Origin of the sequence: Rhodococcus sp. OK611 (genome assembly GCF_003050885.1) — a bacterium.
GTDB lineage: Bacteria > Actinomycetota > Actinomycetes > Mycobacteriales > Mycobacteriaceae > Rhodococcus_G > Rhodococcus_G oryzae.
The window spans coordinates 25,754-51,852 of sequence record NZ_QAOZ01000020.1; the positions used below are offsets into that span (position 1 = coordinate 25,754).

The following is a 26,099-nucleotide window of genomic DNA, read 5'->3' on the forward strand; positions in this document are numbered from 1 at the left end:
TGCGCTCAGGCACTGAACGTAGAGTGGGGCCCCGGCGGGACCCCACCGCCGCCCTGTGACTGTCCCACCACCGAAAGAGCACTCACCGATGCCAAGCGGTTCGGAAAATCGCGGCGCCAAGAACTCGGGCGCCAAGTCAGCCAAGGCCATCAAAGCCGCCAACAAGAGTGCCGGCGGCGCCAAGCCCAAGGCCGGGCTCCCCAAGCAACGCAACATCCCCTGGCTGACCATCGGTGCGGTGATTGCCGTGCTGGCCCTGATCGGCGTGCTCGCGGTGAATCTGTTCCCGAAGTACCAGGACAAGGCCGAGGCCGACAAGTTCGCGCCGAGCTCCGAGAACAAGGACCCCTCGATCGAGATCGACGGTGTCGTCCGGAACGAGTACCCCCCGGCGCTGCACGTGAGCGCGACGCAGCGGGTGGCCTACGACCAGACCCCGCCGTACGGCGGCCCGCACGACGCGACGTGGGCCACCTGCACCGGCATCGTGTACCCGAACGCGATCCGCACGGAGAACGCCGTGCACTCGCTCGAACACGGCGCGGTGTGGATCGCCTACAACCCGGACAAGGTCTCCGACGACCAGCGTGACGCGCTCGCGGACCGGGTCGACGGCAAGTCCTACATGCTGATGTCGCCGTACCCGGGCCTCGACTCCCCGATCTCCCTGCAGAGCTGGGGACACCAGCTCAAGCTGGACGACGCCAGCGACCCGCGGATCGGCCAGTTCATCGCCGCGCTGCGCTTGAACAACTTCGGGGTCTACCCCGAGGTCGGCGCCAGCTGCTCGACCATCCCTGGCGCGTTCGACCCGGACAACCCGCCTGCGTTCGACGGCTCGGCACCGGGCCCCGACGCGGTGCCGATGAACGGTGAGGGCCTGGCACAGGATCAGGGCGAGCTGGGCACCGGCGGAGCGCCAGGCGGACTGCCCGGTGGCATGCAGCTGTCGGACCTCCAGGTCCCGCCCGCCGTCCCCGAGGCCCCGGCACCGGCGCCGGCTGGCTGACATGACTGATCAGACCGGAGCCGACCAGAACGCAGTCGAGCAGCAAGCACCCGAGCAGGCACGGGACGGCGGCAAGCGCAGTCAGCGCACCGCCCTCGCCGTGCTCGGCCTGATCGCCGCCGTCGCGATCGGGTTCGCCATCGGGTTCCTGGCGAGCCTGCCGCTGCGTGACGGCGGCGCCGACAACCCGGGTGCGAGCTCGGTGGACGTCGGGTTCGCGCAGGACATGACCGTGCACCACAACCAGGCCGTGGAGATGTCGGCGATCGCGATCGCAAACGCCACCGATCCGATGGTCCGCGACCTCGCGTACGACATCCTGACCACCCAGCAGAACCAGATCGGGCAGATGACCGGCTGGCTGTCGCTGTGGAATCAGCCGCTGCTCCCGACCGGCGACTACATGACCTGGATGAACTCGGACGAATCCGGGCACGGTGGGGACGGGCACGGTCACGCGGAATCCGGCCACGACATGGGCACGATGACCTCCGAGGCCGGAGCGCCCGCGTCGACGGGCGCGATGCCCGGCATGGCCAGCTCCGAGGACATGGCCGCGCTGCGGCAGGCCCGCGGTCCGGCCGCCGACGTCCTCTACCTGCAGCTGATGCTGCGTCATCACCAGGGCGGCCTGCCGATGATGGAGTACGGCGCACAGCATGCGGAGGTTCCGACCGTCCAGATGCTGGCTCAGACCATGGTCGACACCCAGCAGAGCGAGGCGGACCGGATCACCGCGATGCTCCAGGAAAAGGGCGCCGCTCCCCTGCCGATGAACTGACCGTCCGCCGCGCCCACGGTCAGTTCGCCGTGGGCGCAGCGGGGGCGGTCGACCCCCACGTCCAGTCGCGCACCTCGGGCATGTCCTCGAGGTGCGCGATGACATAGTCCCGGTGCCGCTCGAGCTGAGCCCGGCAGTACCGCGCGAGCTCGTCGCCCCGCTGGGGCACCCGGCGGGCGCGGCGCAGCGCCTCGAGCACCAGGTCGTATCGGCTCATCCGGTTGAGCACCACCATGTCGAACGGCGTGGTGGTCGTGCCCTGCTCGTTGAACCCACGGACGTGGAAGCGGTCCGCGTTCGGTCGGCCGTGCAGCAATTGGTGGACCGCACGCGAGTACCCGTGGAAGGCGAACACCACGTCGGTGTCCTCGGTGAACAGTTCGGCGAAGCTCTCGTCCGTGAACCCGTGCGGATGCACGTCCTGGGGCATCAGCGCCATCAGGTCGACGACGTTGACCACCCGCACCCGCAGGTAGGGCACCCAGACCCGCAGCAGCTCGGCCGCTGCCAGGATCTCCTGGGTCGGCACGTCCCCGGCCGCCGCCAGCACGACGTCCGGCTCGTCCGGCCTGCCTGCCCCGTCTTCCTCGGTCCCCGCCCACCGCCACACCGAAGCGCCTGCGGCGCAGTGCCGATCGGCCTCCTCGAGGCTCAGGTACTGCAGGTGCGGCTGCTTGTCGACGACGATCAGGTTGACGTGGTCGGTGCTGCGCAGGCAGTGGTCGGCGATCGAGAGCAGCGTGTTCGAGTCCGGCGGCAACCAGATCCGGACCACCTCGGGCGACAACGGGATGGCCGCGTCGATCATGCCCGGGCCCTGGTGGCTGAAACCGTTGTGATCGTTGCGCCAGCAGGTGCTGGTGAGGAGCACGTTCAACGAGGAGACGGGTTCCCGCCAGGGCAGCGTCCGCGCGTGTTGGAGCCACTTGGCGTGCTGGATCAGCATCGAGACGCTGACCATCGCGAACGCCTCGTAGCTCGCAAATATCCCGTGCCCGCCCGCCAGCAGGTATCCCTCCAACCAGCCCTGGCACAGGTGCTCGCTGAGGACCTCCATCACCCGGCCGTCCGGGCCGAGCCCGTCGTCGTGGTCGGTGACGGACAGTTGCCAGCAGCGGTCCGTCGTCTCGAACACCGCGCCGAGCCGGTTGCTGGCGGTCTCGTCCGGGCAGAAGAGCCGGAAGTCGCCACCGCCGTCGGACCGGGTGCCCTCGGCGTAGATGTCGCGGAGCATCTCGCCGAGCACCCGGGTGGTCTCGTGGAATGTCGTCCCCGGTGCGGGCACGTCGAGGGCGTAGCGCTCTAGTGGCGGGACCGGCAGCGCCCGGCGCAGCCGCCCGCCGTTCGCGTACGGGGTGGAGCCCATCCGCTTGTCCCCCGCGGGCGCGAGAGCCGCGAGTTCGGCTGCCAGCGTGCCGTTCTCGTCGAAGAGCCGGTCCGGTCGGTAGGACCGCATCCATCGCTCGAGCTGCGCGAGATGGGCGGGGTTGGTGCGCACCGCCGACAGCGGCACCTGATGGGCCCGGTGCGTGCCCTCGACCAGCACGCCGTCGACGGTGTGCGGACCGGTCCAGCCCTTCGGGGTGCGCAGCACGATCGCCGGCCACCGGGGCGTGTCGGCGGAGGCGGTACCGGCGCGGGCCGCCCGTTGGATCGCGGTGATCGACTCGTGCGCGGCATCGACAGCGGCCGCCAGCGCGCGGAACACGAGCCTAGGGTCGTCGCCGTCGACGAAAACGGGCGCCCACCCCTGACCGGAGAGGTAGGCGGCGACATCGGTGTCGGCGCTGCGCCCGAGGACCGTCGGTCCGGCGATCTTCGCGCCGTTCAGGTGCAAGATCGGCAACACCGCCCCGTCCCGGCGCGCATTGAGGAAGGCGGGCAGCTTCCAGGAGGCGGACATCGGGCCCGTCTCGGCCTCCCCGTCCCCGATCACGCACGCGACCAGCAGGTCGGGCCGGTCGAACGCGGCTCCGGCTGCGTGCGCGAGCGCGTAGCCGAGTTCGCCGCCCTCGTGGATGCTGCCCGGGGTCTGCACGCTCACGTGGCTCGGCACCCCGCCCGGCGCCGAGAACTGCCGACACAGCCGCTCGATCCCGGCCGCATCCGCGCTGACCTGCGGATAGATCTGCGAGTAGGTGCCCTCGAGGTAGGTCGCCGCCACCAGCGCCGGGCCGCCGTGGCCCGGACCGGTGACGTACAGCCAGTTCGCGTCGGTGCGGCGGATGTGCCGGTTGAGCACGGCGTAGATCGCGGACAGGCCTGGACTGGTCCCCCAGTGTCCGAGCAGCCGCGGCTTGATGTGCTCGGCGCGTAGCGGCTCTCGCAGCAATGCGTTGTCCCGCAGGTAGATCTGGGCGACCGTCAGGTAGTTGGCGGCGGCCCACCAGCGCAGGTCCAGGTCGAGTTCGGCATCGGGGTAATACTGATCGGCCATCGACGAGCCCTTCGGTATTCGTGGCGGACACCGGGTGCGTACCAGGCACTTTACCCAACCGGGGGGTCCAAATATGGATCCGGCCAATCGTGGGTTACGCTAACCCCGCCCAATGGCACGCCGGAAGTTTCGGCGGGCCCCCGTAGCTCAGGGGATAGAGCGTTCGCCTCCGGAGCGAAAGGCCGCAGGTTCGAATCCTGCCGGGGGCACCACCATCACCAAGAACCATCGATGGATCGGTGCAATTTCTCAGCCGCGATCAGCGGACTCTCTTCACACTGTGTGGCGCGAAAGCGCGGAAACCGCCATTGCGCGCACAGAATGTGAGCGCAATGCGGCCCCGTCGGCTAGTTGCCGAGCGCCGTCAGCGGCGTCATGTCGAAATAGTCCCGCCAGGCCACGATCTTGCCGTCCGGCGCGATCTCGAAGACCCCTACCACCGGCAGGTCGATCTGCTTGCCGTTGATGGCGAACACATCGGTGCGCTCGTTCATCACTATCGAGCCGTTGGCCACCTGGTGGTGCACGTTGAACGCGATGCCGCCGAACGAACCGATGAAGCCCGTGATGAAGTCCTTGATCGCGGACTTCCCGACCACCGGTTCCATCGGGATGTTGTGGTAAACGGCGTCTTCCGCGAAATACTCGACGATCGCATCGGGATCGGCCTGCGCCCAGAGCGCGCAGAACTCGGTGACGATGGACTCCGGATTCATGGGTTCCCCTTCGGTTGGTGGTGTTCGTGTGCCGAAACCTTCTCACGCTGCAATTCCAGGAACTCCCCGTACCGCTGGATCTCCGCGTCCAGTGCCGCCGTCTCCGGCGCCGACAGCGTCCGGTGTAGCGCCAGGTCGATGGTGGCGGACCGGGCGGAGAGCGTGTGCTTCCAGTGCCCGACCACGAGGCCGTCGACGAGGACCGCATGCACGTAGGCAGGCGCGCCGCGCCCGGCCAGGTCGGGATCCGCGAGGTAGTCCTTGGTGTCGCTGTACGACATGATGCACTCGTCGTAGCCCTGGACGAGGTCCACGACGGGCGGCCGTGGTGCCGCGTCCTGCCTTGGCGGGTACCAGAGCGACCGCCCCTCCACCTCGGCCACCCGGAACTCGTCCGCGACGGCGTCGAGCCCCGTCCGACAGTCGGCGAGCGTCAGGCCCGACCATCGTGCGAGATCGCGGACCGTGGCCGGTCCCCTGGTGGCGAAGTACCGGCGGGCCAGCCGCGCCAGCGCCGCGTCGCGGTCCAGCGGCTCGCTCGCAGGCACCCGCTCACCGAACGCCGCGTAGGTGTGCTGCCTGCCGCTGGGCACGCCGCTGATCACCACCCGGTCCAGCTCGGCGGCCATCAGGATGTAGCCCAGCCGCATCCCGTCTGCCCCGACGCCCGCGGCCTGCAGCATCGCGCCGATCTGCCTGCGGGTGAGGTGGTTTCCGCCCTCGACCGCCTCCGCGATCAGCTCGCCGGTCCTCGCGAGCGTGCCCTCGTCGAGGTCGAGCGAGCGCAGGTAGTGGCCGTTGACCACCTGCACCCGCGGTGCCGTCAGCTCCAGCAGCCAGTTCGCGTCGTCCGGGGTGACGAAATGCCAGGTCGGTCGCAGCAGGTGGGTGCGCAGGATCCTGCCACGCGCGTAGTCGTCCCGGACGTCAGCATCGACGACGGTCCGGGTTCGTTGCGCCAGAGACTATTTCGCGTAGGCGTACTCCTGTGCCTGCACGGCGACCATGGCCCCCAGCGCCTCGGGGGCCGTCCGCAGCGGAGCGCCCCACAGGTGCTGGCTTCGCATCCGTCGCGGCAGAACCCCGGCCCGGTCCACAGCAGCACCCTAGGCGCGGACCGGGCCGGGTGCGACCGGAGCCGCGGGGGGTCAGCCGCCGAACTGCACCACCGGAGTGACCCGGCCCAGGATCATGTCGGTGCGGGGCTGCAGCGCCGGATCGAGGGCCTCGGGCTGGGGCACCACCCAGTACTGCCCCTCGGCGACCTGGGCGAACACCCGCTCCGCATGCTCGTCCGGGGTGAGTCCGTGCTCGTCCGCGTCGTTCTGGAGCCACTGCTGGAAGCCCTGCACCTCGGGCGGGGTGTCCGCACCGGGGCGCGCGGCCCGGAAGATGTCGCTCTTGACGTGCCCCGGCGTCACCACGGACACCCGGATCTGTGCCTTCTTCATCTGCATCTCGTAGTGCAGGCTCTCGGTGAGCGCCAGCACGCCGAACTTGGTGACGCTGTACGGGGTCATGAGCGGGCTGGGCAGCAGGCCCCCGACCGAGGACACGTTGACCACCCACGCCGGGGTCCCGGCATCGAGCATCCGCGGCACGAAGGCGCGCAGGCCGTTGACGTACCCGCCGATGTTGACGCGGAGCATGGCGTCCCAGCGCTCCGCCGGGATCTCCCAGGAGTACCCGAACGCCATGATCCCGGCGTTGTTGACCAGCATGTCCACCCCACCGAATCGCCGCCAGGCCCGCTCGGCCAGCGCCTCGACCGCGGCCGGGTCGGCAACGTCGGTCACCACGGCCTCCGCCTCGGCGCCCTGCGCGGTGAGCTCCGCCCGGAGCGACTCGGTCCGCTCCGCGTCGACATCGGCCAGCACCACCCGCATGCCGAGACCCGCGGCGTGCCGCGCGAGGCCCGCGCCGATCCCGCTCGAGGCACCGGTGATGACCGCGACCTTGCCGTTGAACACCTGCTGGGCCGATTCCATGGCACTCTCCGTCCTGAGTTCGATTGCCCCCGAGGCTAGGCTGCATCGGAACACCCGGACCAGCATCCGCCCGATGGATGGAACACTCGCCGCGCATGCGCATTCCTCAGCGCCGCACGTGCGGTCCGCTCAGTCCAGATCGCGCAGTCGCCGAACCACATCGGCCATAGCGCGGTCGCGCGCCGGATCCGCGGGCAGCGGCAGGGTGACCGCGGCGGCGAGCCCGCCGATCCGCTCGTGGATCAGCTCGGGCAGCTCCCCGTAGCGCGCCGACGGCAGCATCGCGTCGAGCACCTCGTCGGTGACCAGTTCCCCGAGCCGGCCCCAGTCGTTCGCCCGGACCATCCGGGCCAGCGGTTCGCGCAGATCGCCGAGGCCGCAGCGTTCGAGCTCGCGGCGGTACTCCGGGGTCGAGTACAGGAAGGCGAACTGGCGCCGGTGCCGCTCGCGCTCGGAGTCGAGGTCGGCCTGCGTCTCGCCGGTGATCACCTGGAACCCCGCGACCAGCTCGCAGTCGGCCGGGTTACGGCCCGCGGCCGCCGCGCCCGCCGCCAGCGCCGGCCGGACGTCCTGCTCCAGAAACGACGGGCTCGAGCCGGTGGGGTGCGTGATCAGCCCGTCCGCCACCTCCCCCGCCACGGTGCACATCCGGCGGCCGACCCCGCCCAGGTAGATCGGCGGGCAGGGCGTCTCGGCGTCGGTCGCGTCGTGCGGATTGAAGTACGGCTGCATCCGGGTGAAGCCGTAGTGCTCGCCCTCGAACGGCGTCAGCGTCCCGGTCCGGAACGTCTCGAACGCCGCCCGGACCACGTGGACGTACTCCGCCATCCGCGCCGCAGGCTCGGCCCATGGCATCGCGTACCGCTGCTCGATGTTCTGCCTGATCTGACTGCCGAGGCCGAGGTGGAACCGGCCCCCGGACATCCTCGCCAGGTCCCATGCCGTGTACGCGGTGAGCAGCGGGCTGCGGACGAAGGCCAGCGCGACCGACGTCCGCACCACGATCCGGGAGGTGCTCTGCAACGCGATCAGCGCGAGCAGGAACGGATCGTGCACCGTCTCCGAGACGTGCATGCCGTCGTAGCCCGCGGCCTCGACCCGCCGGGCGTAGGCGCCGACGTCGCCGAGCCCCATCCGCGGATCCGCTCCGGTGAAGACCTTCACGCCGCCGTCACCCGGCCGCTGGGTGCGGCTCGATGATCGCCAGGATCGACTCGATCTCCCCGCCCGGCACCGAGAAGTGCTCGGTGATCGCGACGGTGATGACGTGCTCGCCCGCGCCCATGTCGAGCAGGAACCGGGCCACCACGTTCGGCCCCCATTCCCGGAACTCCAGGTCGCGGATGCCGGTGATCGGCTTGTACTGGTCGCCGTGCTCCAGCTCGGCGATGATCTCCGGCCCGGAATCGCCCGTCCGCTGGCCGTTCTCGACCCGGAAGCAGTCCGCCGCCAGCCGCACCTTGCTCGCGTCGTGGGTGACCAGGCTGCTGAGGTACTCGCGCGCCATCGCCACCCGGGGGCTGTCGGCGGGTGCACCGGTCAGCGCGGCGATCCCGTCGAGCAGCGGCCGGGCCAGCTCGGGCCTGCAGATGACGAGGTCCGGCAGGTAGGGGTGCGCCTCGTTGTAGACCAGCGGTGTCCCGTCGATCCGCGAGCAGTGCAGACCGGCCGCCAGCGCCACCCCGACGGGGGCCGCCGAATCCCACTCCCACTGGCCACCGGCGTGCACGTAGGCATCGGCCTCGCCGCGCAGCACCGCCATCGCCTTGGCACCGGCCGAGCCCATCGGCGCGACGTCGGCGCCGATCCGCTCGGCGAGCGCCCCGATGAACTCGGGAGGGCGGCTGTCGCTGACCACTATTCGCGGCCGCGGCCGCGTCGTCGACTCAAGACGGGGGCGGGCCCGCCCCGCCGGGTCCACAGATTGTGCCGACCCGCTCACGTAGACCTCGCCAAGCGCCGGCTGGGCGACGGCGGCGGCCGTGATCCCCGCGCCGCGTTCCCACAGCGCGACGTGCACCGCCCAGTCCGGCCGTCCCGGCAGCCCGTACTCCCGCGAGCCGTCCAGCGGATCGATGATCCACACCCGCGGATTGTCCAGGCGGGCACGGTCATCCGCGGACTCCTCGGACAGCACGGCGTCGTGCGGCCGCCGCTCCCCGAGCAATCCCAGCAGCAGCGTGTTCGCCTCCTTGTCGCCCCTGCGCCCGAGCTCGCGCGCCTGCGTCTTCTCGAGCGGGGTCTCGCCCAGCTCGCGGTTCCTCAGCTCGAGTAGCAGTTGGCCTGCACGGGTGGCCAGTTCGCCCGCGAGCGCGGCATCGGTCGTCATCGGTTCAGATACTCCATGATCGTGGCGGCCTGGGCGACGGGATCGCCGTCCTCGGGGCGCAGCACCAGTTCGGCGTCGGTCGGCGCCTCGTACGGGTCGTCGACGCCGGTGAAGCCGGTGATCTCGCCCGCCCTCGCCTTGGCGTACATGCCCTTCGGGTCGCGGGCCTCGCACTGCTCGATCGGGGTGTCGATGAACACCTCGATGAACGGCAGGCCTGCCGCGAGGTGCTGGGCCCGCACCCGGTCTCGGTCCTCCCGGTACGGACTGATCAACGAGGCGACCGCGACCATTCCCGCATCGGCGAGCAGCTGGGCGACCTCGCCGACCCGCCGGACGTTCTCGGCCCGGTCCGCGGCACCGAAGCCGAGGTCGGAGTTGAGCCCGTGCCGCAGGTTGTCCCCGTCCAGCCGGTAGGCGGGCACCCCGGAGGCCACCAGCCGTCGCTCGAGTTCGACGGCGACCGTGGACTTCCCGGACGCGGACAGCCCGGTCAGCCACACCGTGGCGCCCTTGGTGGCGCGCTCGGCACGGGAGACCGACGCGGCATGCCAGACGACCTTCGACTCCTTGAGCGTCGGCCCGAGGATCATCCCGGCCGCGACGGTGTTGCCCGACGACTCGTCGACCAGGATGAAGCTGCCGGTCACCCGGCTGCGACGGTACGGATCGAACAGCAGCGGCTGCTGCGTCTTGAGCTGGATCCGTCCGATCTCGTTGAGCGACAACGACTGCGCGACTTCGTCCCGGTGCAGGGTGTTGACGTCCAGCCGGTAGTCGAGCCGGACCACCTGCGCCTTGGTGGACTTGGTGGTGTGCAGCAGGGTGTACCGGGTGTTCTCGGAGAGCGAGGACTGTTCGGTGAGCCAACAGACCATCGCGTCGATCTCCTGGCCGACCTGCGGGCGGTTGTTCGGCCTGCAGAGCACGTCGCCGCGGCTGACATCCAGGTTGTCGGCGAGCGAGATCGTCACCGCGGACGGCGCGAACGCCTCCTCGATCACCGTGCCGCCGGGGCCGAAGATGGCCTCGACCGTGGAGGTGAAGCCCGAGGGCAGCACGACGACCTCGTCGCCGGGCTTGAACACGCCGCTGGCGACGGTGCCCGCATAGCCGCGGAAATCGTGCAGCTCGGCATCGGTCTGGCGCTGCGGCCGGATCACGTACTGCACCGGGAACCGCGCGTCGATGAGATTGCGGTCCGAGGCGATGTGCACGTCCTCGAGGTGGTGCAGCAACGACGAGCCCTCGTACCAGGGCATGTTCTCGGTGCGGGTGACGATGTTGTCGCCCTTGAGCGCGGAGACGGGGATGAACGTCAGGTCGTGCACGTCGAGCTTGATCGCGAACTGCCGGAACTCCTCCTTGATCTCCTCGAAGCGCTCCTGCGACCAGTCGACCAGGTCCATCTTGTTCACGCACAGCACCAGGTGCGGGATCCCGAGCAGGGTGGACAGGAAGGCGTGCCTGCGGGTCTGCTCCAGCACGCCCTTGCGCGCGTCGACCAGGATCAGCGCGAGGTCCGCGGTGGAGGCCCCGGTGACCATGTTGCGGGTGTACTGCTCGTGACCGGGGGTGTCGGCGATGATGAACTTGCGGTGCGGGGTGGCGAAATACCGGTGCGCGACATCGATCGTGATGCCCTGTTCCCGCTCGGCGCGCAGCCCGTCGGTGAGCAACGCGAGGTTGGCGTACTCGTCGCCGCGCTCGCGGCTGCTGCGCTCGACCGCCTCGAGCTGATCCTCGAAGATCGACTTGGAGTCGTAGAGCAGCCGACCGATCAGCGTCGACTTCCCGTCGTCGACGCTGCCCGCGGTGGCGACGCGGAGCAGCTGCAGGGCGTGGTGGGACTGCGACATCAGAAGTACCCCTCCTTCTTGCGGTCTTCCATCCCGGCCTCGGAGATCCGGTCGTCGGCGCGGGTGGCCCCGCGCTCGGTGATGCGACTGGCCGCCACCTCGGTGACGACGGCGGCCGGCGTTGCCGCCGAGGACTCCACGCAGCCGGTGCAGGTGGCGTCGCCGACGGTCCGGAACCGGACGAGCTCCTCGTACGGCTCGTCCCCCGGGAGCAGTGTCAGGAACCTGGTGTGCGCCAGCAGCATTCCGTCGCGCGGCACCACCTGGCGGCGGTGTGCGTAATAGATGGCGGGCAGCTCGATCTGCTCCTCGAGGATGTACTGCCAGATGTCGAGCTCGGTCCAGTTCGACAGCGGGAACACCCGGATGTGCTCGCCCTTGCGATGCTTGCCGTTGTAGAGGTTCCACAGCTCGGGCCGCTGCGCGCGCGGATCCCACTGCCCGAACTCGTCGCGGAAGCTGAAAACCCGCTCCTTGGCGCGCGCCTTCTCCTCGTCGCGGCGGGCACCGCCGAAGACCGCGTCGAACTCGTTGTCGCGGATGCCGCGCAGCAACGCGTGCGTCTGCAGCCGGTTGCGGCTGGCGCGGGGCCCCTGCTCCTCGGTGACGCGGCCCGCGTCGATGTCGTCCTGCACCCGCGAGACCACGAGGCGGAGGCCGAACTCCTCGACCACGTGGTCCCGGAATTCGATCACCTCGTCGAAGTTGTGGCCGGTGTCGACGTGCATCACCGCGAAGGGCAGCGGCGCGGGCCAGAAGGCCTTGGCGGCGACGTGCAGCATCACCACCGAGTCCTTGCCCCCGGAGAACAACAGGACGGGGCGCTCGAAGGTGGCGGCCACCTCACGGAAGATGTGCACCGCCTCCGCCTCGAGCGCGCCCAGGTGGGACAGCTCGTAGGCGGGTGGTGCGTGTCGGGTTGTCATGTGCGGCTCCTCGACTGGATCGGGGTCCGAGCCATCGGTACATTTTTGTACCGGGGCGGTTCGAAATTGAAGTCTGAGCCGACAATAGAACGTGTTCTAGGTCGGGTCAATCCCCCCGCCGATGGACGCCGGCCCCGGATCCGCGCGCCGGTCCGGCCACCGCCCACCCACCTCCGCCGTCACCGCGTCGGCCGCCGCCGCTAGGGCCTTTCCGCGATGTTCGATCTCGGCGCCGCTGATCGACGAGCCCACGTCCAGGGTCAGGACCAGCGACTGGTGCCCGTCGGCGTCGTAGGCGGGCGCGGCGATCAGGCTCACGGGATACTCCGCGTCGGCGGCGAGCTCGCGCCCCAGATACACCCGCTCACCCAGGCTCGAGACCATCTCGCCGAGCAGCTCGCGGATCTCGGACGGCAGGTCCTGCCCGGCGACGCCCTGCATCAGCGAGAAGAGCCTGCGCCCCATCGGGGTCAGCCGTTCGACGAGGTAGCCCGCATCGCGGCAGTCCTCGACGACCTCGCGCAACAGGTCGCGATCGAGCACCACCGGCAGCGTCGGTTCGCGACTCAGCCACGCCTTCAGGTCGTCGTCGGCGCTCCACAGCACGTACATGAGCCCCACCGGGGGCGCGAACGGGTACGCCTGCCCGACCTTGACGGCGGTCCGTCCGCCCTTCATCCCAGCAGGCGTGGCCACCTCGAGGATCATGATCCGGTCACCCACCACGGCGGACGCCGTGCAGACGGCCCCGAACTCGGCGGCGAGGCGGTCGAGGTGCGTGCGCGCGATCGGGCCGACCGCGAAGCCCCGCTGCGCCGCCCGCCCGGCGGCGATCAGCGCGGGGCCGAGCCCATAGGTCTTCGACGCCGGATCGCGGGTGAGATATCCACCGGAGACCAGGGCGGAGAGGATCCCCAGGCAGGTCGGCTTGCTGATCGAGAGCGCGCGGGCCAGCTCGGACAGGCCGAAGCGCTGTTCCTGGCGGGCGACCAGGTAGTCGAGGACCTGCACCACCCGCTCGGTCGGGGGCGAGCGACGCCCGGCGACGGTGTCCTGCTCCTCAGCCATTGACCACTCCTTAGAACACGTTCTATTGTCGGACCATCACCGGTCTACCACCTAGGTACATATTTGTACCACTTGAACGCGAGGAGCGGGAGTGCTGACAGAACCCCTGGCCGAGGCCATCGCCGAGGCCGAGAAGCTGGTCGAGGCCGCCCCACACATCCGGTCCGAACAGGACCTGCTCGAGGGCTACCAGTACCTCGCGGGCGGGATCCTGGCCACCGTGCACGCCGCGTGGGCCACCGAGAAGACGCATCCGGGCTTCATCCAGGGCACCGGTCCGTACACGAAGATGGGCCTCGACAACCCCGACACCCTGTACTTCGGCACCCGCGTCAACGACGACGCCGAGTACGTCGTGACCGGAACCCGGGGCACCACCTGCGACCTCAGCTTCCAGGTGCTCAGTGGCAACTACACCGACTCCAACGTGCCCGGCAGCGCATCGGCGTTCGACGACCGGGACATCGACATCGACGCCGACGGCAACTTCGAGGTCCGGTTCGGGCCCGCGGGCGGGGCATGGGCCGAGAAGAACGCCGGGCGCCGCAACCACTTCACGCTCGCGCCGGGCGCGTCACAGCTGGTGGTGCGTGAGGTCTACAGCGACTGGTCCCAGCGCCGGGGCACCATCCGCGTCGAGCGCGTGGACCGCAGGGGCGTCCCGTTCGACCCGCTGACGCCCGAGGAGACGGCGAAGCGCTTCGCCCGCGCCGGCAAGGCCCTGGTCAGCCGCGTCAAGACGTGGCTGCAGTTCCCGGAGTGGTTCTACCTCAAGCTGCCGGTCAACACGATGACCGAGCCGCGGCTGACGCCGGGCGGCCTGGCCACCCAGTTCTCCTCGGTCGGGCACTACGAACTCGCCGACGGCCAGGCGATGATCATCACCGTCCCGAAGTCCGATGCGCCCTACCAGGGCTTCCAGCTCGGGAGCATGTGGTACATCTCGCTGGACTACACAGGACACCAGACCTCGCTGAACAACACCCAGGCGCAGGCAGACCCGGACGGCATGATCCGCATGGTGGTCTCAGAGCGCAATCCCGGCGTCACCAACTGGATCGAGACCGTCGGCCACCCACGAGGCATCCTGCAGTTCCGCTGGCAGCGCACCTCACGGGAGTTCACCCCGGCCGACGGCCCCACCGTCGAGGTGGTCGGCATCGACGAGGTCGCCGCGAAACTGCCCTTCCACGAACAGAACAAGATCACGCCGGAGGACTGGACCGCCCGCATCGCCGCGCGCCAGGCCGCCGTCGCCAACCGGATGCTGGGGTAGTACGACCATGACAAATCTCTTGCAGGACAAAGTCGTTGTGATCTCGGGTGTCGGACCCGCGCTCGGCCGCACCCTCGCGCTGCGGTGCGCCGCCGCCGGGGCCGACCTGGTGCTGGCCGCCCGCACCCAGTCCCGGCTCGACGAGGTGGCCAAGGAGGTCACCGACCTCGGCAGGCGCGCGGTCACGGTGCAAACCGACATCACCGACCAGGCCTCCGCCGAGGGCCTGGTCGCCGCTAGCGTCGACGCCTACGGCAAGGTGGACGTCCTGGTGAACAACGCATTCTCGGTTCCGTCGATGAAGCCGCTCGCGCGCACCGACTACCAGCACATCCGCGACAGCATCGAACTGACCGTGCTCGGCGCGTTGCGGCTGACCCAGCTGTTCACCCCCGCCCTCGAGGAGAGCAAGGGCGCGGTGGTGAACATCAACTCGATGGTGCTGCGCCACTCGCAGGAACGCTACGGCAGCTACAAGATGGCCAAGTCCGCCCTGCTGGCGATGTCGCAATCGCTCGCCACCGAGCTGGGCCCCAAGGGGATTCGGATCAACTCGGTCGCGCCCGGCTACATCTGGGGCGACACCCTCAAGCAGTACTTCGAGCACCAGGCGAAGAAGTTCGGGATCACCGTCGAGCAGATCTACGAGCACACCGCGGCGGCCACCGACCTCAAGCGGCTGCCGGAGACGGAGGAGATCGCGGACGCCGTGATCTTCCTGGCCTCCTCGATGGCCAGCGCCATCACCGGCCAGTGCCTCGACGTCAACTGCGGCGAGTTCCACCACTAGGCGAAGGGCCACCGAAGCACCATGACTGAACGCACCACCGTCGGGACCGTCGAGGATTTGCACGCCTCGGCCACCCGGATGACCGGCCTGACCGACTTCGGCACCGACGACTACACCGAGGCGCTCGGAGTCCTGCTCGACTCCTACGCGAGCGACGAGGACCTGACGCCGTTCGGCAGCAAGATCTCTCGCGTCTTCCTGCGCGGGGCCCTGGTCGCGCGACTGCTCAGCGAGGCCGCGTGGAAGCAGCACCCCGAGCACGCCGACGTGCCGATCGAGCGGCCGATCTTCGTGACCGGGTTGCCCAGGACCGGCACCACCGCGCTGCACCGGCTGCTGACCGTCGATCCCGCGCACCAGGGCCTGGAGATGTGGCTGACCGAGATGCCGCAGCCGCGTCCGCCGCGCGAGACCTGGGAGTCGAACCCGGTCTTCCAGGGCATCGAGGCCCAGTTCAGCAAGCACCACATCGAGCACCCCGAGTTCATGGGCGTGCACTACATGTCGGCCGCCGAGGTCGAGGAGTGCTGGCAGCTGCTGCGCCAGACCTTCAAGTCGGTGTCCTACGAGTGCCTGGCCAACCTGCCGACCTACTCGAAGTGGCTCGAGGGGCAGGACTGGACCAATGCCTATGCGCGGCACAAGAAGAACCTGCAGCTGATCGGCCTGCCGGATCGGGACCGCCGGTGGGTGCTGAAGAACCCGAGCCACCTGTTCGCGCTCGACGAGCTGCTCGCGGTGTACCCCGATGCGCTGATCGTGCAGACCCACCGCGCGCCGAGCACGATCATCCCGTCCGTGTGCAGCCTGGCCGAGCAGGCGACCGCCGGCTGGTCCAACAAGTTCACGGGCGAGGTGATCGGCCGTAGCCAGCTCGAGCTGTGGGCGCGCGGACTCGAGCAGTTCAACGCCGCACGGGCCCAGCACGATCCGGCCCAGTTCATCGACGTCGACTACCAGGATTTCGTCGCCGACCCGCTCGGCACCGTCGAGGGGATCTACACCCGCTTCGACCTCCCGCTGACGACGCAGGCCCAGCAGGCGATGGAGGCGATGCACGAGGAGAGCCGGTCCGGTGACCGGCGGCCCGCCCACAAGTACACCCTCGAGGAGTTCGGGCTCACCGCCGCCGAGGTCGAGGAACGCTTCGGAGCCTGACCGGATGTGGTCGCGGCGTCCACGGGTGGCGCCGCGACCACCGATTCGGCGGGTACCGGCGGTCAGGTCGGCCGGGACCCGGCTCGGTCGTCGGTGGCGGCTGCCGGCTCGAGGACCTTCTGCAACACAGCCGTGATCGCGCGGAGTTCCTCGTCGTCCAGCCTGTCCGCGAAGCGCTCCGCGATGCCGCGCAGGTAGATCGGCGCGGCCTCACGGTATCGGCGCCTGCCTGCGTCGGTGATCGTCACGAACGCCGACCTTCGATCGTCCGGATTCGCGTCCCGCTGTACGAGCCCGTGGGTCTCCATCTCGGCGACCAGGCGGCTGACGCGGGTACGACTGAGCACCACCCGCTCCCCGAGGTCGCTCATGCGTAGCGCGGTGCCGCTCGCTCCCGCCAGTTCGAGCAGCACGTCGTACCAGGCCAGCGGCAACCCGGTCGTGCGTTTCAGGTCGCCGTCGAGCTCGGGAACCAGCCGCGCATGGACCTGCAGGAGCGCGCCCCACGCGCTCGTCTCCAGGTGACGCCTCCTGGAATTCCGTGTCGCTGCCACCGGGGCAGTCTAACCGGATCCACCCCATCAGTTGCGTGCGTACGCACATTGATATTAAATGTGCGTACGCACGCACATGAGTGCGGGCGACCCGATGGAAGGTGACACGATGACCGAGCTGATCTCGCGCGACGAACTGGCCGCCGCGCTCCGCGACGACTCCGTGGTGCTCCTCGACACGCTCCCCGTCGACCACTACGACAAGGCACACATTCGCGGCGCGCTGAACCTCATCGAGGCCGACGTGGAATCCACAGCAGCGCAGGTCCTTCCGGACCGAAATGCGGCGATCGTGACCTACTGCGCGAACACCTCGTGCCGCAACAGCGAGATCGTGGCCAACCGGCTCCGCGAACTCGGCTACACGAACGTGCGCAAGTACCGTGAGGGCATCGCGGACTGGGAGTCCGCCGGCCTGCCGATCGACGGCTCGAGCACCCGGGAGCGCGTCACCGGGTGACCCGGCTCCAGGCGACCCCGCCCGTCACGCGACCTCCGGCACCCCGCCGGCGTGCAGGGCGGGGATCACCTGCAGCAGCGCCTCCGCGATCTCCTCCCCCACCCGCTCGAACGCCTCCCGGCGCAAACCCACCGGATCGCTGATCGACTCGCCGCCGGGCCGGACGTCGTCGCGGCCCGCGGCGATCTCGTACACGGTCCGCGCCCCGGTCAGCCACACGATGCGGTGCGCCTCCGGCAGCGTGAAGCTCCGATCCGCGGCCTCCGGCAGCTGTCGCACCACCTCGTCGCGCACGGACTCCGACATCGCCAACACGAGATCGGCCCGTTCGATCAGCTCGGGCCGCAACCGACGGGCGACGAAGCCCGACGGATCGCCGCCCAGCCCGCGGAGCACGTCGGCCGCGACCGGCTCCATCGGGAACCCGACCAGCGCCCTGGTCCCCGCGCTCTCCGCGCTGAGCATCGCACCGGGCGCGGCGGGTTCCAGCTCCGCGGCAATGGCGATTGCGAGGCGCTCGGCGATGGCCGAGCGGCACACGTTGCCGTTGCAGACGAACAAGACGTGCATGGCGGGGACAGTAGCCACGCCCCCGTGCCACCGCGAGCGCAGAACTCGGAATTCGCAGGGCGATCGCCTGACATTCACTGACCCGACCCGACGGGTACATCGACCCGCTACCGCCCGGCAATCCCCGGCCCGGCCGGAAACAGGTAGGAATACCCGTAGTTCCACGGTCGCCGGCGAGGACGAGGGCGTGAACAGTGTGATCCACATCACTTACCGTCCCCCATTTGCCGAGGCTCAGATGCACCAGGACCAGCACGTATTCCTCCACCCCGCACCACCGTCGGCCGGCGACGGTAACGACGCCGAGCGAATTCGAGCGTGGCGTCGACTGGGCGACTTCCTCGAGCAAGCCGGCGCCGTCAGTCCGCACGCCCGAAGGGTGATCGATTTCGCGATCACATGGGCGCCGTTCGGCGGCGCGAGCCCGGCCGAGCTGTTCGAGACGTTCGGCGTCACACCCGCACGGTTCCTCACATTGCTCCGCGAGTCACTCGAACCGCAGGGCGTCGTCCCTCACCTGGCAACGCTCGAACGCCAACTGAGCGAGTCACTACTGAGGGCCTGGACGGGCGCCGGCCGCGCACAGTCGCCCCGTCCGAGCGCCGTGTGACGGTAGCGACACTCGGTCACCGCCCGACCAGGAGGTCGGGGGCCTACTGCGAGTATGCCGCCAGGTGTTCACCGAGCAGCGCATCCACCCGCTCCGGCGCCTCGTCGGGGATCCAGTGGCTGACCCCCTCGAGTACCTCGAATATGTACGGGGCATCGACATACCGCGGCGTCAGGGCGGCACCCACCGGCCCGATCGCAGTGTCGCCGTCGCTCCACACGTGCAGGGTGGGCACCCGCACGCTGGCCGACGCCCGACCCGGCGTCGTGAAGGCCATGCCGCGATACCAGTTCAGTCCGCCACGGGCCCTGGCCTTCTCGCGCATCGGCACGGCGTCGCGGGTCGCGTCGTCGGGCGACATCCCGGTGGCGATCAGCTGCCGGCGCATGGCGCCGCGGGACAGCACCAGCTCCGGGAGCACGGGGACCTGGAAGGCGAGCATGTACCAGGACTTGAGCACCTGACTGCTGGTGAGCACCGCCTGGACGAAGGCGGCCGGGTGCGGCACGGACAGCGTCGTCAGGGTGCGGACCAGGTCGGGGCGGGCCGCCGCGGTACTCCATGCGGCCGCGGCTCCCCAGTCGTGGCCGACCAGGTGCACGGGCCCCGCACCCGCCTGCTCGATCAGGGCGACCACGTCCGCGGTCAGCTGGGAACTGCGGTAGGCCCAGCGAGATCGCGGCCGGGCACCGGGCGAGGCCCCGCGCAGGTCGGGCGCCAGGGTCCGGAAGCCGCGCCGGTGCAGCAGCGGCGCCAACCGATCCCAGGAGCGGGAATCCTGCGGGAAGCCGTGCAGCAGCACCACCGGGACACCATCGAGGGGTCCGGTGTCGCGGACGTCGAAGACCAGCCCGTCCCGGCGGAAGGAGGCGATCCGGCCGCTGCTCACGCGGTAGCCCCGGTGCGCACCCGTCCACCCACCGACGGCGCCTTGGCGCCCGCGGGCAGGAACTGCCCGGTCTTCTCGACGCCGAAGCCGGGGGTGAACTCGCCGTCCCGGTAGACGAGCCTGCCGTTGATGACGGTGGCCACCGCCGCGGCGTCGCTGCGGTTCACCATCCGGCGCAGGCCCCCGTACTCGGGCACCGCCTCCTCGAACAGCCCGTCGACCGAGGCGTCCAGGCCCGCCGGATCGATCACCACGAGATCGGCGCGGTCGCCCTCGCGCAGGTGGCCCGCGTCGATGCCGTACCAGTCGGCGAGCTCGCCGGTGAGCCGGTGGATCGCACGCTCGATCGTGAGGAACGGCTTGCGCCCGGACTGGGCGTCGTTGACGCGCTTGAGGAGTCGGATCGGGTAGTTGTAGAACGCCATGTTGCGCAGGTGCGCGCCCGCGTCGCCGAAGCCCATCTGCACGCCCGGGCTGGCGGCCAGCTTGTCGGCGAACTTCGGCCGGTGGTTCGCGACCGTCGTCCGCCACCTCAAGCTCTTGCCGTACTCCACCACCAGGTCCAGGTACGCATCGACCGGGTGGACCCCCCTCTCGTCGCCCACCCGGCCGAAGGTCTTGCCGATCAGGGTCTCGTCGGGGCACCCGACGACGACCGCGTCGTAGAAATTGCGGTGCCAGATACGCGGTGAGAACTTGTTGTCGTAGTCCTTGCGGAACCAGCGGCGGTACTCCTCGTCCTGGAGCAGCGCATTGCGTTCCACCTCGTTCTTGAGGTGCAGGGCGGCGGCGCCCGCGCCGAATTCCTCGAACACCACCAGGTCGATGCCGTCCGCGTACACGGTGAACGGCACCGGCAGGTGCTGCCAGCGGAAGTTCGTCTTGGCGAAGCGGTTCAGCAGCGGCGCCGCCGTCAGCATGAAGTACACGATCGCCGGGTAGGCCTTGGAATCGGCGCCGGAGAGCAGCGAGGTCTTGAGCGCCTTCTTCCGCCCGATCGCCGAGCTCTCGACGAAGAACGCGGCCACGTTGGGGTGCAGGTTGATCGTCGGCGCGCTCTGCAGGATCTTGCCGCGATCGCGCAGGATCCGGTTGAGGAAGCGGAACTCGCGCCAACGCGCGTACGTCGACGGCAGTGAGCGCGAACGGTATTCATCGCCGTCTATCTTGTCGAGAGCGTTGGTCATCGAGGACAGTCCGAGGAACCCTGCGTCGATTGCCTCGGTGAGCATCGAGCCCATCCGGTCGAGCTCGGCCGCGGTGGGCTTGGTCTTCTTGTCGGTGCCGCGGCCGAGGCCGAGGACGTGGGTGCGGATGTCGGAGTGGCCGATGAAGCCGGCGACGTTCGGCCCGAGCGGCAACGCGTTGAGCGCGTCGACGTATTCCGCGGGCCCGCGCCAGGTCTTGTTCTCCTCCAGGATCCGCAGCACCGACTCGCGCGGCACTGCCTCGACCCGGCTGAACAGGTCCGCGCACTCGCGCGGGGTGGAGTAGACGGTCGAGAGCGAGCAATTGCCCAGGACGACGGTGGTGACGCCGTGCCGGACCGACTCGGGCAGCCCGGGGCTGACGAGCGCCTCCGCGTCGTAGTGGGTGTGCACGTCGACGAAGCCAGGGAGCACCCACTTGCCTGCCGCGTCGATGACCTCGGTGTCCGGCCCGACGGGGAGCGCAGAGGTGGAGACCGTCACGACGACGCCGTCCCGGATCCCGAGATTGCGCCGCTGACCACCGGCCCCGGTGCCGTCGAACCACAGGCCGCCGTTGACCACGATGTCGAACTCGGGCATTGTCGCGCTCCTCACATCGGGTAAGTGTTACCCGAGGTTACATATCCCGTTGAGTAGAAGTCAATGGACCGGTTGAGCATTACTCAATAGAGTGCTCGGCATGGCCGCTGCCCCTCGCTCCCCCGCCGATCGGCGCGCCCAGATCCTCGAGGTCGCGGTGCGGATGCTCGAGTCCGAGTCCTTCGACGACCTGTCGATGGACCGGGTGGCGGCGGAGGCAGGCGTGTCTCCACCGCTGCTGTTCCACTACTTCAAGAACAAGCAGGGCTTCCGGAACGCGGTGCTCCAGGCCAGCGCGGAGGCCCTGCAGCAGCGGATGACGCCCGACCCGACGCTGCCGACGTCCGCCCAGCTCCGCGCGGGCGTGGAGACCTTCGTCGACGCGGTGGTCGCGCACCCGACGAGCTACCTGGCCGTGATGCGGTTGGCGGGCAGCGGCGACGAGGGCATGCGCCGGATCTACCGCGGGATGCGGCGCACCTTCACCGACTGGATCGTGCGCGCGCTTGCCGAACTCGGCCTGCCCACCACCCCCGCCGTCGACGCGGCAGTGCAGGGCTGGCAGGCCTTCATGGAGGAGGTGGTCCTGTCCTGGCTGGATGAGCCGACCATGACCCGTGTCGAGGTGATCGAGCTGTGCGAGCGCGCCTTCTACCACCTGCTGCCCGCCGCCGGCCTCGACGTCGAGCAGATCGCCCGCGCGCTGGCCGCGGCGCAGCCGGATACCGCCACGCCCTAACCGTTGCGGTTCGCGACCGGGAACACCTCGGCCTCACCCAGCACCTCGATGGCCACCAGCGAGCCGACCGCCGGGGTGCGGGTGCCGGCCTGACGGACCCTGATGTGTGTCGGTGAGGAATCGAGGGTGATGTCGAGCAGCGCCTGCGTGCCGAGGAACTCGGTCGCCGTCACCGTGCCGGTCTTGCGCCCGTCGGGGTCCTCCCCCGGGTCCGAGGCCACGATCTGTTCCGGACGTAGCATCATCCGGGCCGGCCCCTCGAACGCGTTCGCCCGCACCGGGATACGGCCGAGGGCGCAATCCGCGATGCCGCCGGCCACGACGGCGGGCAGCAGGACGCACTCGCCGAGGAACTCGGCGGTGAAGATGTCCACCGGACGGTGGTACACCTGCTCCGGCGCACCGACCTGGGTGAACCGGCCCGCCCGCATCACCGCGACCTGCCCGGCGAAGGAGAGGGCCTCCTCCTGATCGTGGGTCACCAGGATCGTCGTCACCCCCGCCGCGTCGAGCGTCTGCGCCACCGACTTCCGGGTCGAGGCGCGCAGGCCGGCGTCCAGGGCGCTGAACGGCTCGTCGAGCAGCATCACCTCGGGCTCGCGGGCGAGCGCGCGGGCCAGCGCCACCCGCTGCTGCTGGCCGCCGGACAACTCGTGCGGCCGCCGCCGCGCATAGGACTCGTCGAGCGAGACCATCTCCAGCAGCTGCGCGACCCGCCTGCCGGACCGCGCCCGGTCCCCCGATCGCGTGCCGCGCAGGCCGAACCCGATGTTCCCCGCGACGCTGAGATGTGGGAACAGCGCCCCGTCCTGCGCCACGTAGCCGACCCGCCGCCGGTGCGGGGGCACCACCCGACCGGGCCGCGCGACCAGGGCCCCGGCGATGGACACCGTCCCGGCGTCGGGGCTGTCGAACCCCGCGACGACCCGCAGCAGGGTGGTCTTCCCACAACCCGACGAGCCGACGACCGCGGTGGTGGTGCCGCGCTCGACCCGGAGGGTCACCGCGTCCAGGACCTCGATCGGGCCGTACGACTTCGACAGGGATTCGATCTCCACCTCGCTCACAGCCCGGCCGCCTTCTGGGACTGCCGCATCAGCAGGTAGGTCATGGGCAACGCCAGCAGGATCATCGCCAGCGCGAAGGGCGCGGCGGCGGCGTAGTCGAGTTCGCTGGTCAGCGACCAGAATCGGGTCGAGAGGGTCCGCGTCCCGATCGGCGCGAGCAACAGCGTGGCGGTCAGTTCCGTCACGATCGCCATGAACACCAGCGCGGCGCCCGCCGCGGCCGCGGGCGCGGTCAGGCGCAGCGTCACCCGCACGAAGGTGCTCGCCTGCGAGCGTCCGAGCGCGGCCGACGCCTCCTCGAGCCCGACCGGGACCTGCGCCAGGCCCGAGCGCAGCGACACCAGCGCCCGCGGCAGGAACATCAGCACGTATGCGGTGATCAGCACGATGACGGTCTGATAGAGCGGGTTCGCGTAGCGAATGGTGACGGTGATCAGTGCGAGCGCGGTGACGATCCCCGGCAGCGAACTCGTCACGTAGTTGCAGCCCTCCACCATCCTGCTGAACACCCCCGGTCGCCGCACCGCGATCCAGGCCACGGGGAACGCCAGCGCGGTGGTCACCGCCGCGCCGAGCAGCCCGAGGGCGAGGGTCTGGGCGAACGCGGGCCACAGCGTCCCCGTCCGCCAGACATCCGTGCCACCGATCCGCAGCCAGCGCGCGATGGTCCACAGCGGGACGCCGAGGGCCGCGACGGTCAGCGCCACCAGCCCGAGCGCGGCGGGAACCGCGCTCCACCGCAACCGGATCCGGTCCGGCCGACGGGGCGCACCCGAACCCACCCGCGCATACCGGGCCGAGCCCCTTGCCGCGGCCTCGGCGACGAGCAGGACGAGGCAGCACAGCACCAGCACGCTCGCGAGCATGCTGCCTGCCGCACCGTTGAAGGTGGACTGGAACTGCTCGAATATCGCCGTGGTGAAGGTGTCGAAGCGGAGCATCGCGAACGCCCCGTACTCGGCCAGCAGGTGCAGCCCGATCAGCAGTCCCCCGCCGAGGATCGGCAGCCGCAACTGCGGCACGACGATCCGGAAGAAGACGCGGTACGGACCGGCCCCGAGCGCGCCCGCCGACTCCTCGATGCCAGGGTCGAGCCGACGCAGGGTCGCGGCGACAGGCAGCGCGACCAGCGGGAAGTAGGACAGCGTGGCGACCAGCACCCCGGACCACAGCCCGTGCAGGGACGGGATCACGCTCACCCACGCGTAGCTGTTCACGAACGCGGGCACCGCGAGCGGCGCGGCCAGGATCGGGGCCCAGTATCGGTGCCCGAACACCGTGGTGCGCTCGACGATCCACGCGGCGCCGACCCCGAGGGTCATACAGACGGGAACGGTGATGACCACGAGCGCGACGGTATTGCGCAGCAGCTCCCCGACCCGGGGCCGGAAGATCAACGCGGAGGCCGTTTCCCAGCCGGTGGCGATGGTGGTGGCGATGACATAGCCGAGCGGGATGAGGGTGACCGCCACCAGCACCGTGACCACCGCCGCGACGACCGGCGGCACCCGCCGTCGCTCCGACCCCCCGGATCGGGGGCGCACGAGCGTGGGCGCGATCATCGCGCTAGAGGAGGCCGGCCTCGGTCATCAACTGGGTGACCTTCTGGCTGTTGAGTTTCGACGGATCGACGGTCGGAGCCTGCAGGTCCGCGAGCGGCACCAGCGCCGGATTCGACGGGACGTTGCTGCCCACCGCGTACTCGAACGAATCGCCCTTCTGCAGGATCTCCTGGCCGGCCTTGCCGGTCACGAACCTCAGGAACTGCTGCGCGGCAACGGCTTTGTTGCTCGACTCGAGCACGCCGCCGCCGGCCACGCTGACGAACGCGCCCGGATCCTCGTTCTTGAAGTAGTGCAGTGCGGTGTTGGCGCTGTTCTCGCCCGTCTTGGCCTGGTCGCCGAACCAGTAGTAGTGGTAGATGACCCCGCCGGGCACTTCCCCCGCGTTGACGGCCTTCATCACGGCGCTGTTGCCCTTGTAGGGGACGGCGTTCTCCTTCATACCCGCCAGCCATGCCCGCGTCGCGTCCTCCCCCTTGAGCTCGAGCAGCGCGCTGACGATGGCCTGGAAGTCGGCCCCCGACGGCGAGGCGGCCCAGCGCCCCTTCCAGCTCGGGTCCTGCAGGTCGAGCAGCGACTTCGGCAGCTGGTCCTGCGGCAGCTTGTCCTTGTTGTAGACGAAGACCGTCGAGCGCGCCGCGATCCCCGTCCACTTCCCGGTGGACGGCCGATACTGCTGGGGCACCTGCGCGAGCGTGTCGGGATCGAGGTCGGCGAACAACCCCGCGGTCTCGACGAGCGCCATCGCGGGCGAGTTCTCGGTGAGGAACACATCGGCAGGGGACGCCCCACCCTCGGCGACGATCTGATTGCCGAGCTCGGTGTCGTCGCCGTTGCGCAGGTTCACCTTGATCCCGGACTGGGCGGTGAACTCGTCGACCCATTCCTGGGTGAGCGATTCGTGCTGGGCGTTGTAGACGGTGATCTGCTCGGGCTCATTCGAGGTGTCCGAGTCGTTCGAGCAGGCGGTCAACCCCACCAGCGTCGATGCCAGAAACATCGCGCCCGCGATCGTCTTCCATCCTGCTGTCATGACGGTGCCCTTCGGCCGCTGCGACCATCGGGGAATCCCCGATGAGGATTGCCTCAGCAACGTACACCCGTGGGTGCGCCCGCGGGCCGCGATCGGCCCACGATCAAGATCAAAAAGTTGGGGTAGCCTACCCTTTTCATTGGACGATCCTTAGTGTAGCCTTCCCTGAGGAAGCAGGGCTGGAGGATCTCGACATGTACGTCTGCGTTTGCGAAGCAGCCACCGAAGAACACGTGCAGCAATGCATCTCTGCGGGGGCTCGCACCGCCAAGCACGTCGCGCTGGGTTGCGGCGCGGGGCGCGGGCGGGGCTGCGGCATGTGCCGCGACCGGATCAAGTCGATGATCGAACAGCACTACGCCACCGTCGTCGAATGCGAGGCAGAACCGATCAGCGCCTAGTTGCGATTCGTGCACAAATACACCGAGTGAATTCACCCGGTGAGGGTTAGGCTGACTCTAGTGTCCAGCCCACCCCCACCGGAGGTG

The 26,099-nt window shown here is 69.7% G+C and carries 26 protein-coding genes and 1 tRNA gene; 10 read left to right on the top strand and 17 right to left on the bottom strand.

Annotated features, from left to right (window positions below; genetic code table 11):
* Nucleotides 1-88 precede the first annotated feature (88 nt).
* Both C8K38_RS22930 and C8K38_RS22935 read left to right on the top strand, forming a co-directional pair.
* Entirely contained in the window at nt 89-1,009 is a 921-nt protein-coding gene (locus C8K38_RS22930) for a DUF3105 domain-containing protein (protein WP_097213692.1), read from the top strand.
* 1 nt (nt 1,010) lies between these two features.
* Complete coding sequence (locus tag C8K38_RS22935) at nt 1,011-1,790, top strand: DUF305 domain-containing protein (RefSeq protein ID WP_097213693.1); 780 nt, start codon at nt 1,011-1,013, stop codon at nt 1,788-1,790.
* A 19-nt stretch (nt 1,791-1,809) separates the two neighbouring features.
* On the opposite strand, the gene C8K38_RS22940 is transcribed toward C8K38_RS22935, so the two are convergent.
* Nucleotides 1,810-4,227, bottom strand: coding sequence for a phosphoketolase family protein (locus C8K38_RS22940; RefSeq protein ID WP_097213694.1), 2,418 nt, complete (start codon nt 4,225-4,227; stop codon nt 1,810-1,812).
* 136 nt (nt 4,228-4,363) lie between these two features.
* Here C8K38_RS22940 and C8K38_RS22945 point away from each other — a divergent pair.
* Nucleotides 4,364-4,439, top strand: a tRNA-Arg gene (locus C8K38_RS22945).
* A gap of 135 nt (nt 4,440-4,574) precedes the next feature.
* On the opposite strand, the gene C8K38_RS22950 is transcribed toward C8K38_RS22945, so the two are convergent.
* The 9 genes from C8K38_RS22950 to C8K38_RS22985 form a co-directional block, all read right to left on the bottom strand.
* Nucleotides 4,575-4,943, bottom strand: coding sequence for a nuclear transport factor 2 family protein (locus tag C8K38_RS22950; protein ID WP_097213695.1), 369 nt, complete (start codon nt 4,941-4,943; stop codon nt 4,575-4,577).
* The gene (locus C8K38_RS22955) at nt 4,940-5,905 is read right to left on the bottom strand and encodes a winged helix DNA-binding domain-containing protein (RefSeq protein ID WP_097213696.1); all 966 of its coding nucleotides are present in this window, start codon (nt 5,903-5,905) and stop codon (nt 4,940-4,942) included. The genes C8K38_RS22950 and C8K38_RS22955 overlap by 4 nt, the downstream gene beginning before the upstream one ends.
* Nucleotides 5,906-5,908: 3 nt before the next feature.
* The gene (locus C8K38_RS27865) at nt 5,909-6,040 is read right to left on the bottom strand and encodes a hypothetical protein (protein WP_257017752.1); all 132 of its coding nucleotides are present in this window, start codon (nt 6,038-6,040) and stop codon (nt 5,909-5,911) included.
* Nucleotides 6,041-6,091: 51 nt separating this feature from the next.
* On the bottom strand, nt 6,092-6,931 hold the full coding sequence (locus C8K38_RS22960) for an SDR family NAD(P)-dependent oxidoreductase (protein ID WP_097213697.1): 840 nt from the start codon (nt 6,929-6,931) through the stop codon (nt 6,092-6,094).
* 129 nt (nt 6,932-7,060) lie between these two features.
* On the bottom strand, nt 7,061-8,095 hold the full coding sequence (locus tag C8K38_RS22965; protein ID WP_097213698.1) for a TIGR03617 family F420-dependent LLM class oxidoreductase: 1,035 nt from the start codon (nt 8,093-8,095) through the stop codon (nt 7,061-7,063).
* A gap of 7 nt (nt 8,096-8,102) precedes the next feature.
* Complete coding sequence (locus tag C8K38_RS22970; RefSeq protein ID WP_097213699.1) at nt 8,103-9,260, bottom strand: 3'(2'),5'-bisphosphate nucleotidase CysQ; 1,158 nt, start codon at nt 9,258-9,260, stop codon at nt 8,103-8,105.
* Nucleotides 9,257-11,119 carry a sulfate adenylyltransferase subunit CysN gene (gene cysN, locus C8K38_RS22975; RefSeq protein WP_097213700.1) on the bottom strand — a complete coding sequence of 621 codons (1,863 nt, stop codon included), beginning with the start codon at nt 11,117-11,119 and terminating at the stop codon, nt 9,257-9,259. The genes C8K38_RS22970 and cysN overlap by 4 nt, the downstream gene beginning before the upstream one ends.
* Nucleotides 11,119-12,045 carry a sulfate adenylyltransferase subunit CysD gene (gene cysD, locus C8K38_RS22980; RefSeq protein ID WP_097213701.1) on the bottom strand — a complete coding sequence of 309 codons (927 nt, stop codon included), beginning with the start codon at nt 12,043-12,045 and terminating at the stop codon, nt 11,119-11,121. The genes cysN and cysD overlap by 1 nt, the downstream gene beginning before the upstream one ends.
* 96 nt (nt 12,046-12,141) lie before the next feature.
* On the bottom strand, nt 12,142-13,113 hold the full coding sequence (locus C8K38_RS22985; protein ID WP_097213702.1) for an IclR family transcriptional regulator: 972 nt from the start codon (nt 13,111-13,113) through the stop codon (nt 12,142-12,144).
* A gap of 91 nt (nt 13,114-13,204) precedes the next feature.
* Here C8K38_RS22985 and C8K38_RS22990 point away from each other — a divergent pair, with 91 nt between their 5' ends.
* Genes C8K38_RS22990 through C8K38_RS23000 form a run of 3 tightly spaced genes read left to right on the top strand, consistent with a single transcriptional unit; the run spans nt 13,205 to nt 16,337 of the window.
* Nucleotides 13,205-14,389, top strand: a complete 1,185-nt coding sequence (locus C8K38_RS22990; RefSeq protein ID WP_097213703.1) for a hypothetical protein — start codon at nt 13,205-13,207, stop codon at nt 14,387-14,389.
* A 7-nt stretch (nt 14,390-14,396) separates the two neighbouring features.
* On the top strand, nt 14,397-15,179 hold the full coding sequence (locus C8K38_RS22995; RefSeq protein WP_097213704.1) for an SDR family oxidoreductase: 783 nt from the start codon (nt 14,397-14,399) through the stop codon (nt 15,177-15,179).
* Between the two features lie 21 nt (nt 15,180-15,200).
* Entirely contained in the window at nt 15,201-16,337 is a 1,137-nt protein-coding gene (locus C8K38_RS23000) for a sulfotransferase family protein (RefSeq protein WP_097213705.1), read from the top strand.
* Nucleotides 16,338-16,399: 62 nt separating this feature from the next.
* Here the strand turns inward: C8K38_RS23000 and C8K38_RS23005 are convergent, their stop codons facing one another.
* Entirely contained in the window at nt 16,400-16,891 is a 492-nt protein-coding gene (locus C8K38_RS23005; RefSeq protein ID WP_097213706.1) for a MarR family winged helix-turn-helix transcriptional regulator, read from the bottom strand.
* Nucleotides 16,892-17,000: 109 nt separating this feature from the next.
* Between C8K38_RS23005 and C8K38_RS23010 the strand changes: the two genes are divergently transcribed.
* Nucleotides 17,001-17,351: a rhodanese-like domain-containing protein gene (locus C8K38_RS23010; protein ID WP_097213771.1), complete on the top strand. Its 351-nt coding sequence runs from the start codon at nt 17,001-17,003 to the stop codon at nt 17,349-17,351.
* A 24-nt stretch (nt 17,352-17,375) separates the two neighbouring features.
* Here the strand turns inward: C8K38_RS23010 and C8K38_RS23015 are convergent, their stop codons facing one another.
* Nucleotides 17,376-17,921, bottom strand: coding sequence for an arsenate reductase/protein-tyrosine-phosphatase family protein (locus C8K38_RS23015; protein WP_097213707.1), 546 nt, complete (start codon nt 17,919-17,921; stop codon nt 17,376-17,378).
* A gap of 187 nt (nt 17,922-18,108) precedes the next feature.
* Here C8K38_RS23015 and C8K38_RS23020 point away from each other — a divergent pair, with 187 nt between their 5' ends.
* Nucleotides 18,109-18,531, top strand: coding sequence for a hypothetical protein (locus C8K38_RS23020; RefSeq protein WP_143548508.1), 423 nt, complete (start codon nt 18,109-18,111; stop codon nt 18,529-18,531).
* A gap of 43 nt (nt 18,532-18,574) precedes the next feature.
* On the opposite strand, the gene C8K38_RS23025 is transcribed toward C8K38_RS23020, so the two are convergent.
* Nucleotides 18,575-19,420 (bottom strand): alpha/beta fold hydrolase, encoded by an 846-nt coding sequence (locus tag C8K38_RS23025; protein WP_097213709.1) that lies wholly within the window; start codon nt 19,418-19,420, stop codon nt 18,575-18,577.
* Nucleotides 19,417-21,210: an N-acyl-D-amino-acid deacylase family protein gene (locus C8K38_RS23030; protein WP_097213710.1), complete on the bottom strand. Its 1,794-nt coding sequence runs from the start codon at nt 21,208-21,210 to the stop codon at nt 19,417-19,419. The genes C8K38_RS23025 and C8K38_RS23030 overlap by 4 nt, the downstream gene beginning before the upstream one ends.
* 100 nt (nt 21,211-21,310) lie before the next feature.
* Between C8K38_RS23030 and C8K38_RS23035 the strand changes: the two genes are divergently transcribed.
* A complete protein-coding gene (locus C8K38_RS23035; RefSeq protein ID WP_097213772.1) occupies nt 21,311-21,949 on the top strand; it encodes a TetR/AcrR family transcriptional regulator in 639 nt (212 codons plus the stop codon).
* On the opposite strand, the gene C8K38_RS23040 is transcribed toward C8K38_RS23035, so the two are convergent.
* The 3 genes from C8K38_RS23040 to C8K38_RS23050 are packed head-to-tail and all read right to left on the bottom strand — an operon-like array spanning nt 21,946 to nt 25,611.
* Entirely contained in the window at nt 21,946-23,016 is a 1,071-nt protein-coding gene (locus C8K38_RS23040) for an ABC transporter ATP-binding protein (protein WP_097213711.1), read from the bottom strand. The genes C8K38_RS23035 and C8K38_RS23040 overlap by 4 nt on opposite strands.
* Nucleotides 23,013-24,578 (bottom strand): ABC transporter permease, encoded by a 1,566-nt coding sequence (locus C8K38_RS23045; RefSeq protein WP_097213712.1) that lies wholly within the window; start codon nt 24,576-24,578, stop codon nt 23,013-23,015. Before C8K38_RS23045 ends, C8K38_RS23040 begins: the two co-directional genes overlap by 4 nt.
* 4 nt (nt 24,579-24,582) lie before the next feature.
* Entirely contained in the window at nt 24,583-25,611 is a 1,029-nt protein-coding gene (locus tag C8K38_RS23050; protein ID WP_097213713.1) for an iron ABC transporter substrate-binding protein, read from the bottom strand.
* Between the two features lie 194 nt (nt 25,612-25,805).
* Between C8K38_RS23050 and C8K38_RS23055 the strand changes: the two genes are divergently transcribed.
* Complete coding sequence (locus tag C8K38_RS23055) at nt 25,806-26,012, top strand: (2Fe-2S)-binding protein (protein ID WP_027502064.1); 207 nt, start codon at nt 25,806-25,808, stop codon at nt 26,010-26,012.
* Nucleotides 26,013-26,099 lie beyond the last annotated feature (87 nt).

Coding starts and splice junctions, on each gene's coding strand:
- C8K38_RS22930 (WP_097213692.1), top strand. CDS start 89: ATGCCAAGCGGTTCGGAAAATCGCGGCGCCAAGAACTCGGGCGCCAAG.
- C8K38_RS22935 (WP_097213693.1), top strand. CDS start 1,011: ATGACTGATCAGACCGGAGCCGACCAGAACGCAGTCGAGCAGCAAGCA.
- C8K38_RS22940 (WP_097213694.1), bottom strand. CDS start 4,227: ATGGCCGATCAGTATTACCCCGATGCCGAACTCGACCTGGACCTGCGC.
- C8K38_RS22950 (WP_097213695.1), bottom strand. CDS start 4,943: ATGAATCCGGAGTCCATCGTCACCGAGTTCTGCGCGCTCTGGGCGCAG.
- C8K38_RS22960 (WP_097213697.1), bottom strand. CDS start 6,931: ATGGAATCGGCCCAGCAGGTGTTCAACGGCAAGGTCGCGGTCATCACC.
- C8K38_RS22970 (WP_097213699.1), bottom strand. CDS start 9,260: ATGACGACCGATGCCGCGCTCGCGGGCGAACTGGCCACCCGTGCAGGC.
- cysN (WP_097213700.1), bottom strand. CDS start 11,119: ATGTCGCAGTCCCACCACGCCCTGCAGCTGCTCCGCGTCGCCACCGCG.
- cysD (WP_097213701.1), bottom strand. CDS start 12,045: ATGACAACCCGACACGCACCACCCGCCTACGAGCTGTCCCACCTGGGC.
- C8K38_RS22985 (WP_097213702.1), bottom strand. CDS start 13,113: ATGGCTGAGGAGCAGGACACCGTCGCCGGGCGTCGCTCGCCCCCGACC.
- C8K38_RS22995 (WP_097213704.1), top strand. CDS start 14,397: ATGACAAATCTCTTGCAGGACAAAGTCGTTGTGATCTCGGGTGTCGGA.
- C8K38_RS23000 (WP_097213705.1), top strand. CDS start 15,201: ATGACTGAACGCACCACCGTCGGGACCGTCGAGGATTTGCACGCCTCG.
- C8K38_RS23010 (WP_097213771.1), top strand. CDS start 17,001: ATGACCGAGCTGATCTCGCGCGACGAACTGGCCGCCGCGCTCCGCGAC.
- C8K38_RS23015 (WP_097213707.1), bottom strand. CDS start 17,921: ATGCACGTCTTGTTCGTCTGCAACGGCAACGTGTGCCGCTCGGCCATC.
- C8K38_RS23030 (WP_097213710.1), bottom strand. CDS start 21,210: ATGCCCGAGTTCGACATCGTGGTCAACGGCGGCCTGTGGTTCGACGGC.
- C8K38_RS23035 (WP_097213772.1), top strand. CDS start 21,311: ATGGCCGCTGCCCCTCGCTCCCCCGCCGATCGGCGCGCCCAGATCCTC.
- C8K38_RS23045 (WP_097213712.1), bottom strand. CDS start 24,578: ATGATCGCGCCCACGCTCGTGCGCCCCCGATCCGGGGGGTCGGAGCGA.
- C8K38_RS23050 (WP_097213713.1), bottom strand. CDS start 25,611: ATGACAGCAGGATGGAAGACGATCGCGGGCGCGATGTTTCTGGCATCG.
- C8K38_RS23055 (WP_027502064.1), top strand. CDS start 25,806: ATGTACGTCTGCGTTTGCGAAGCAGCCACCGAAGAACACGTGCAGCAA.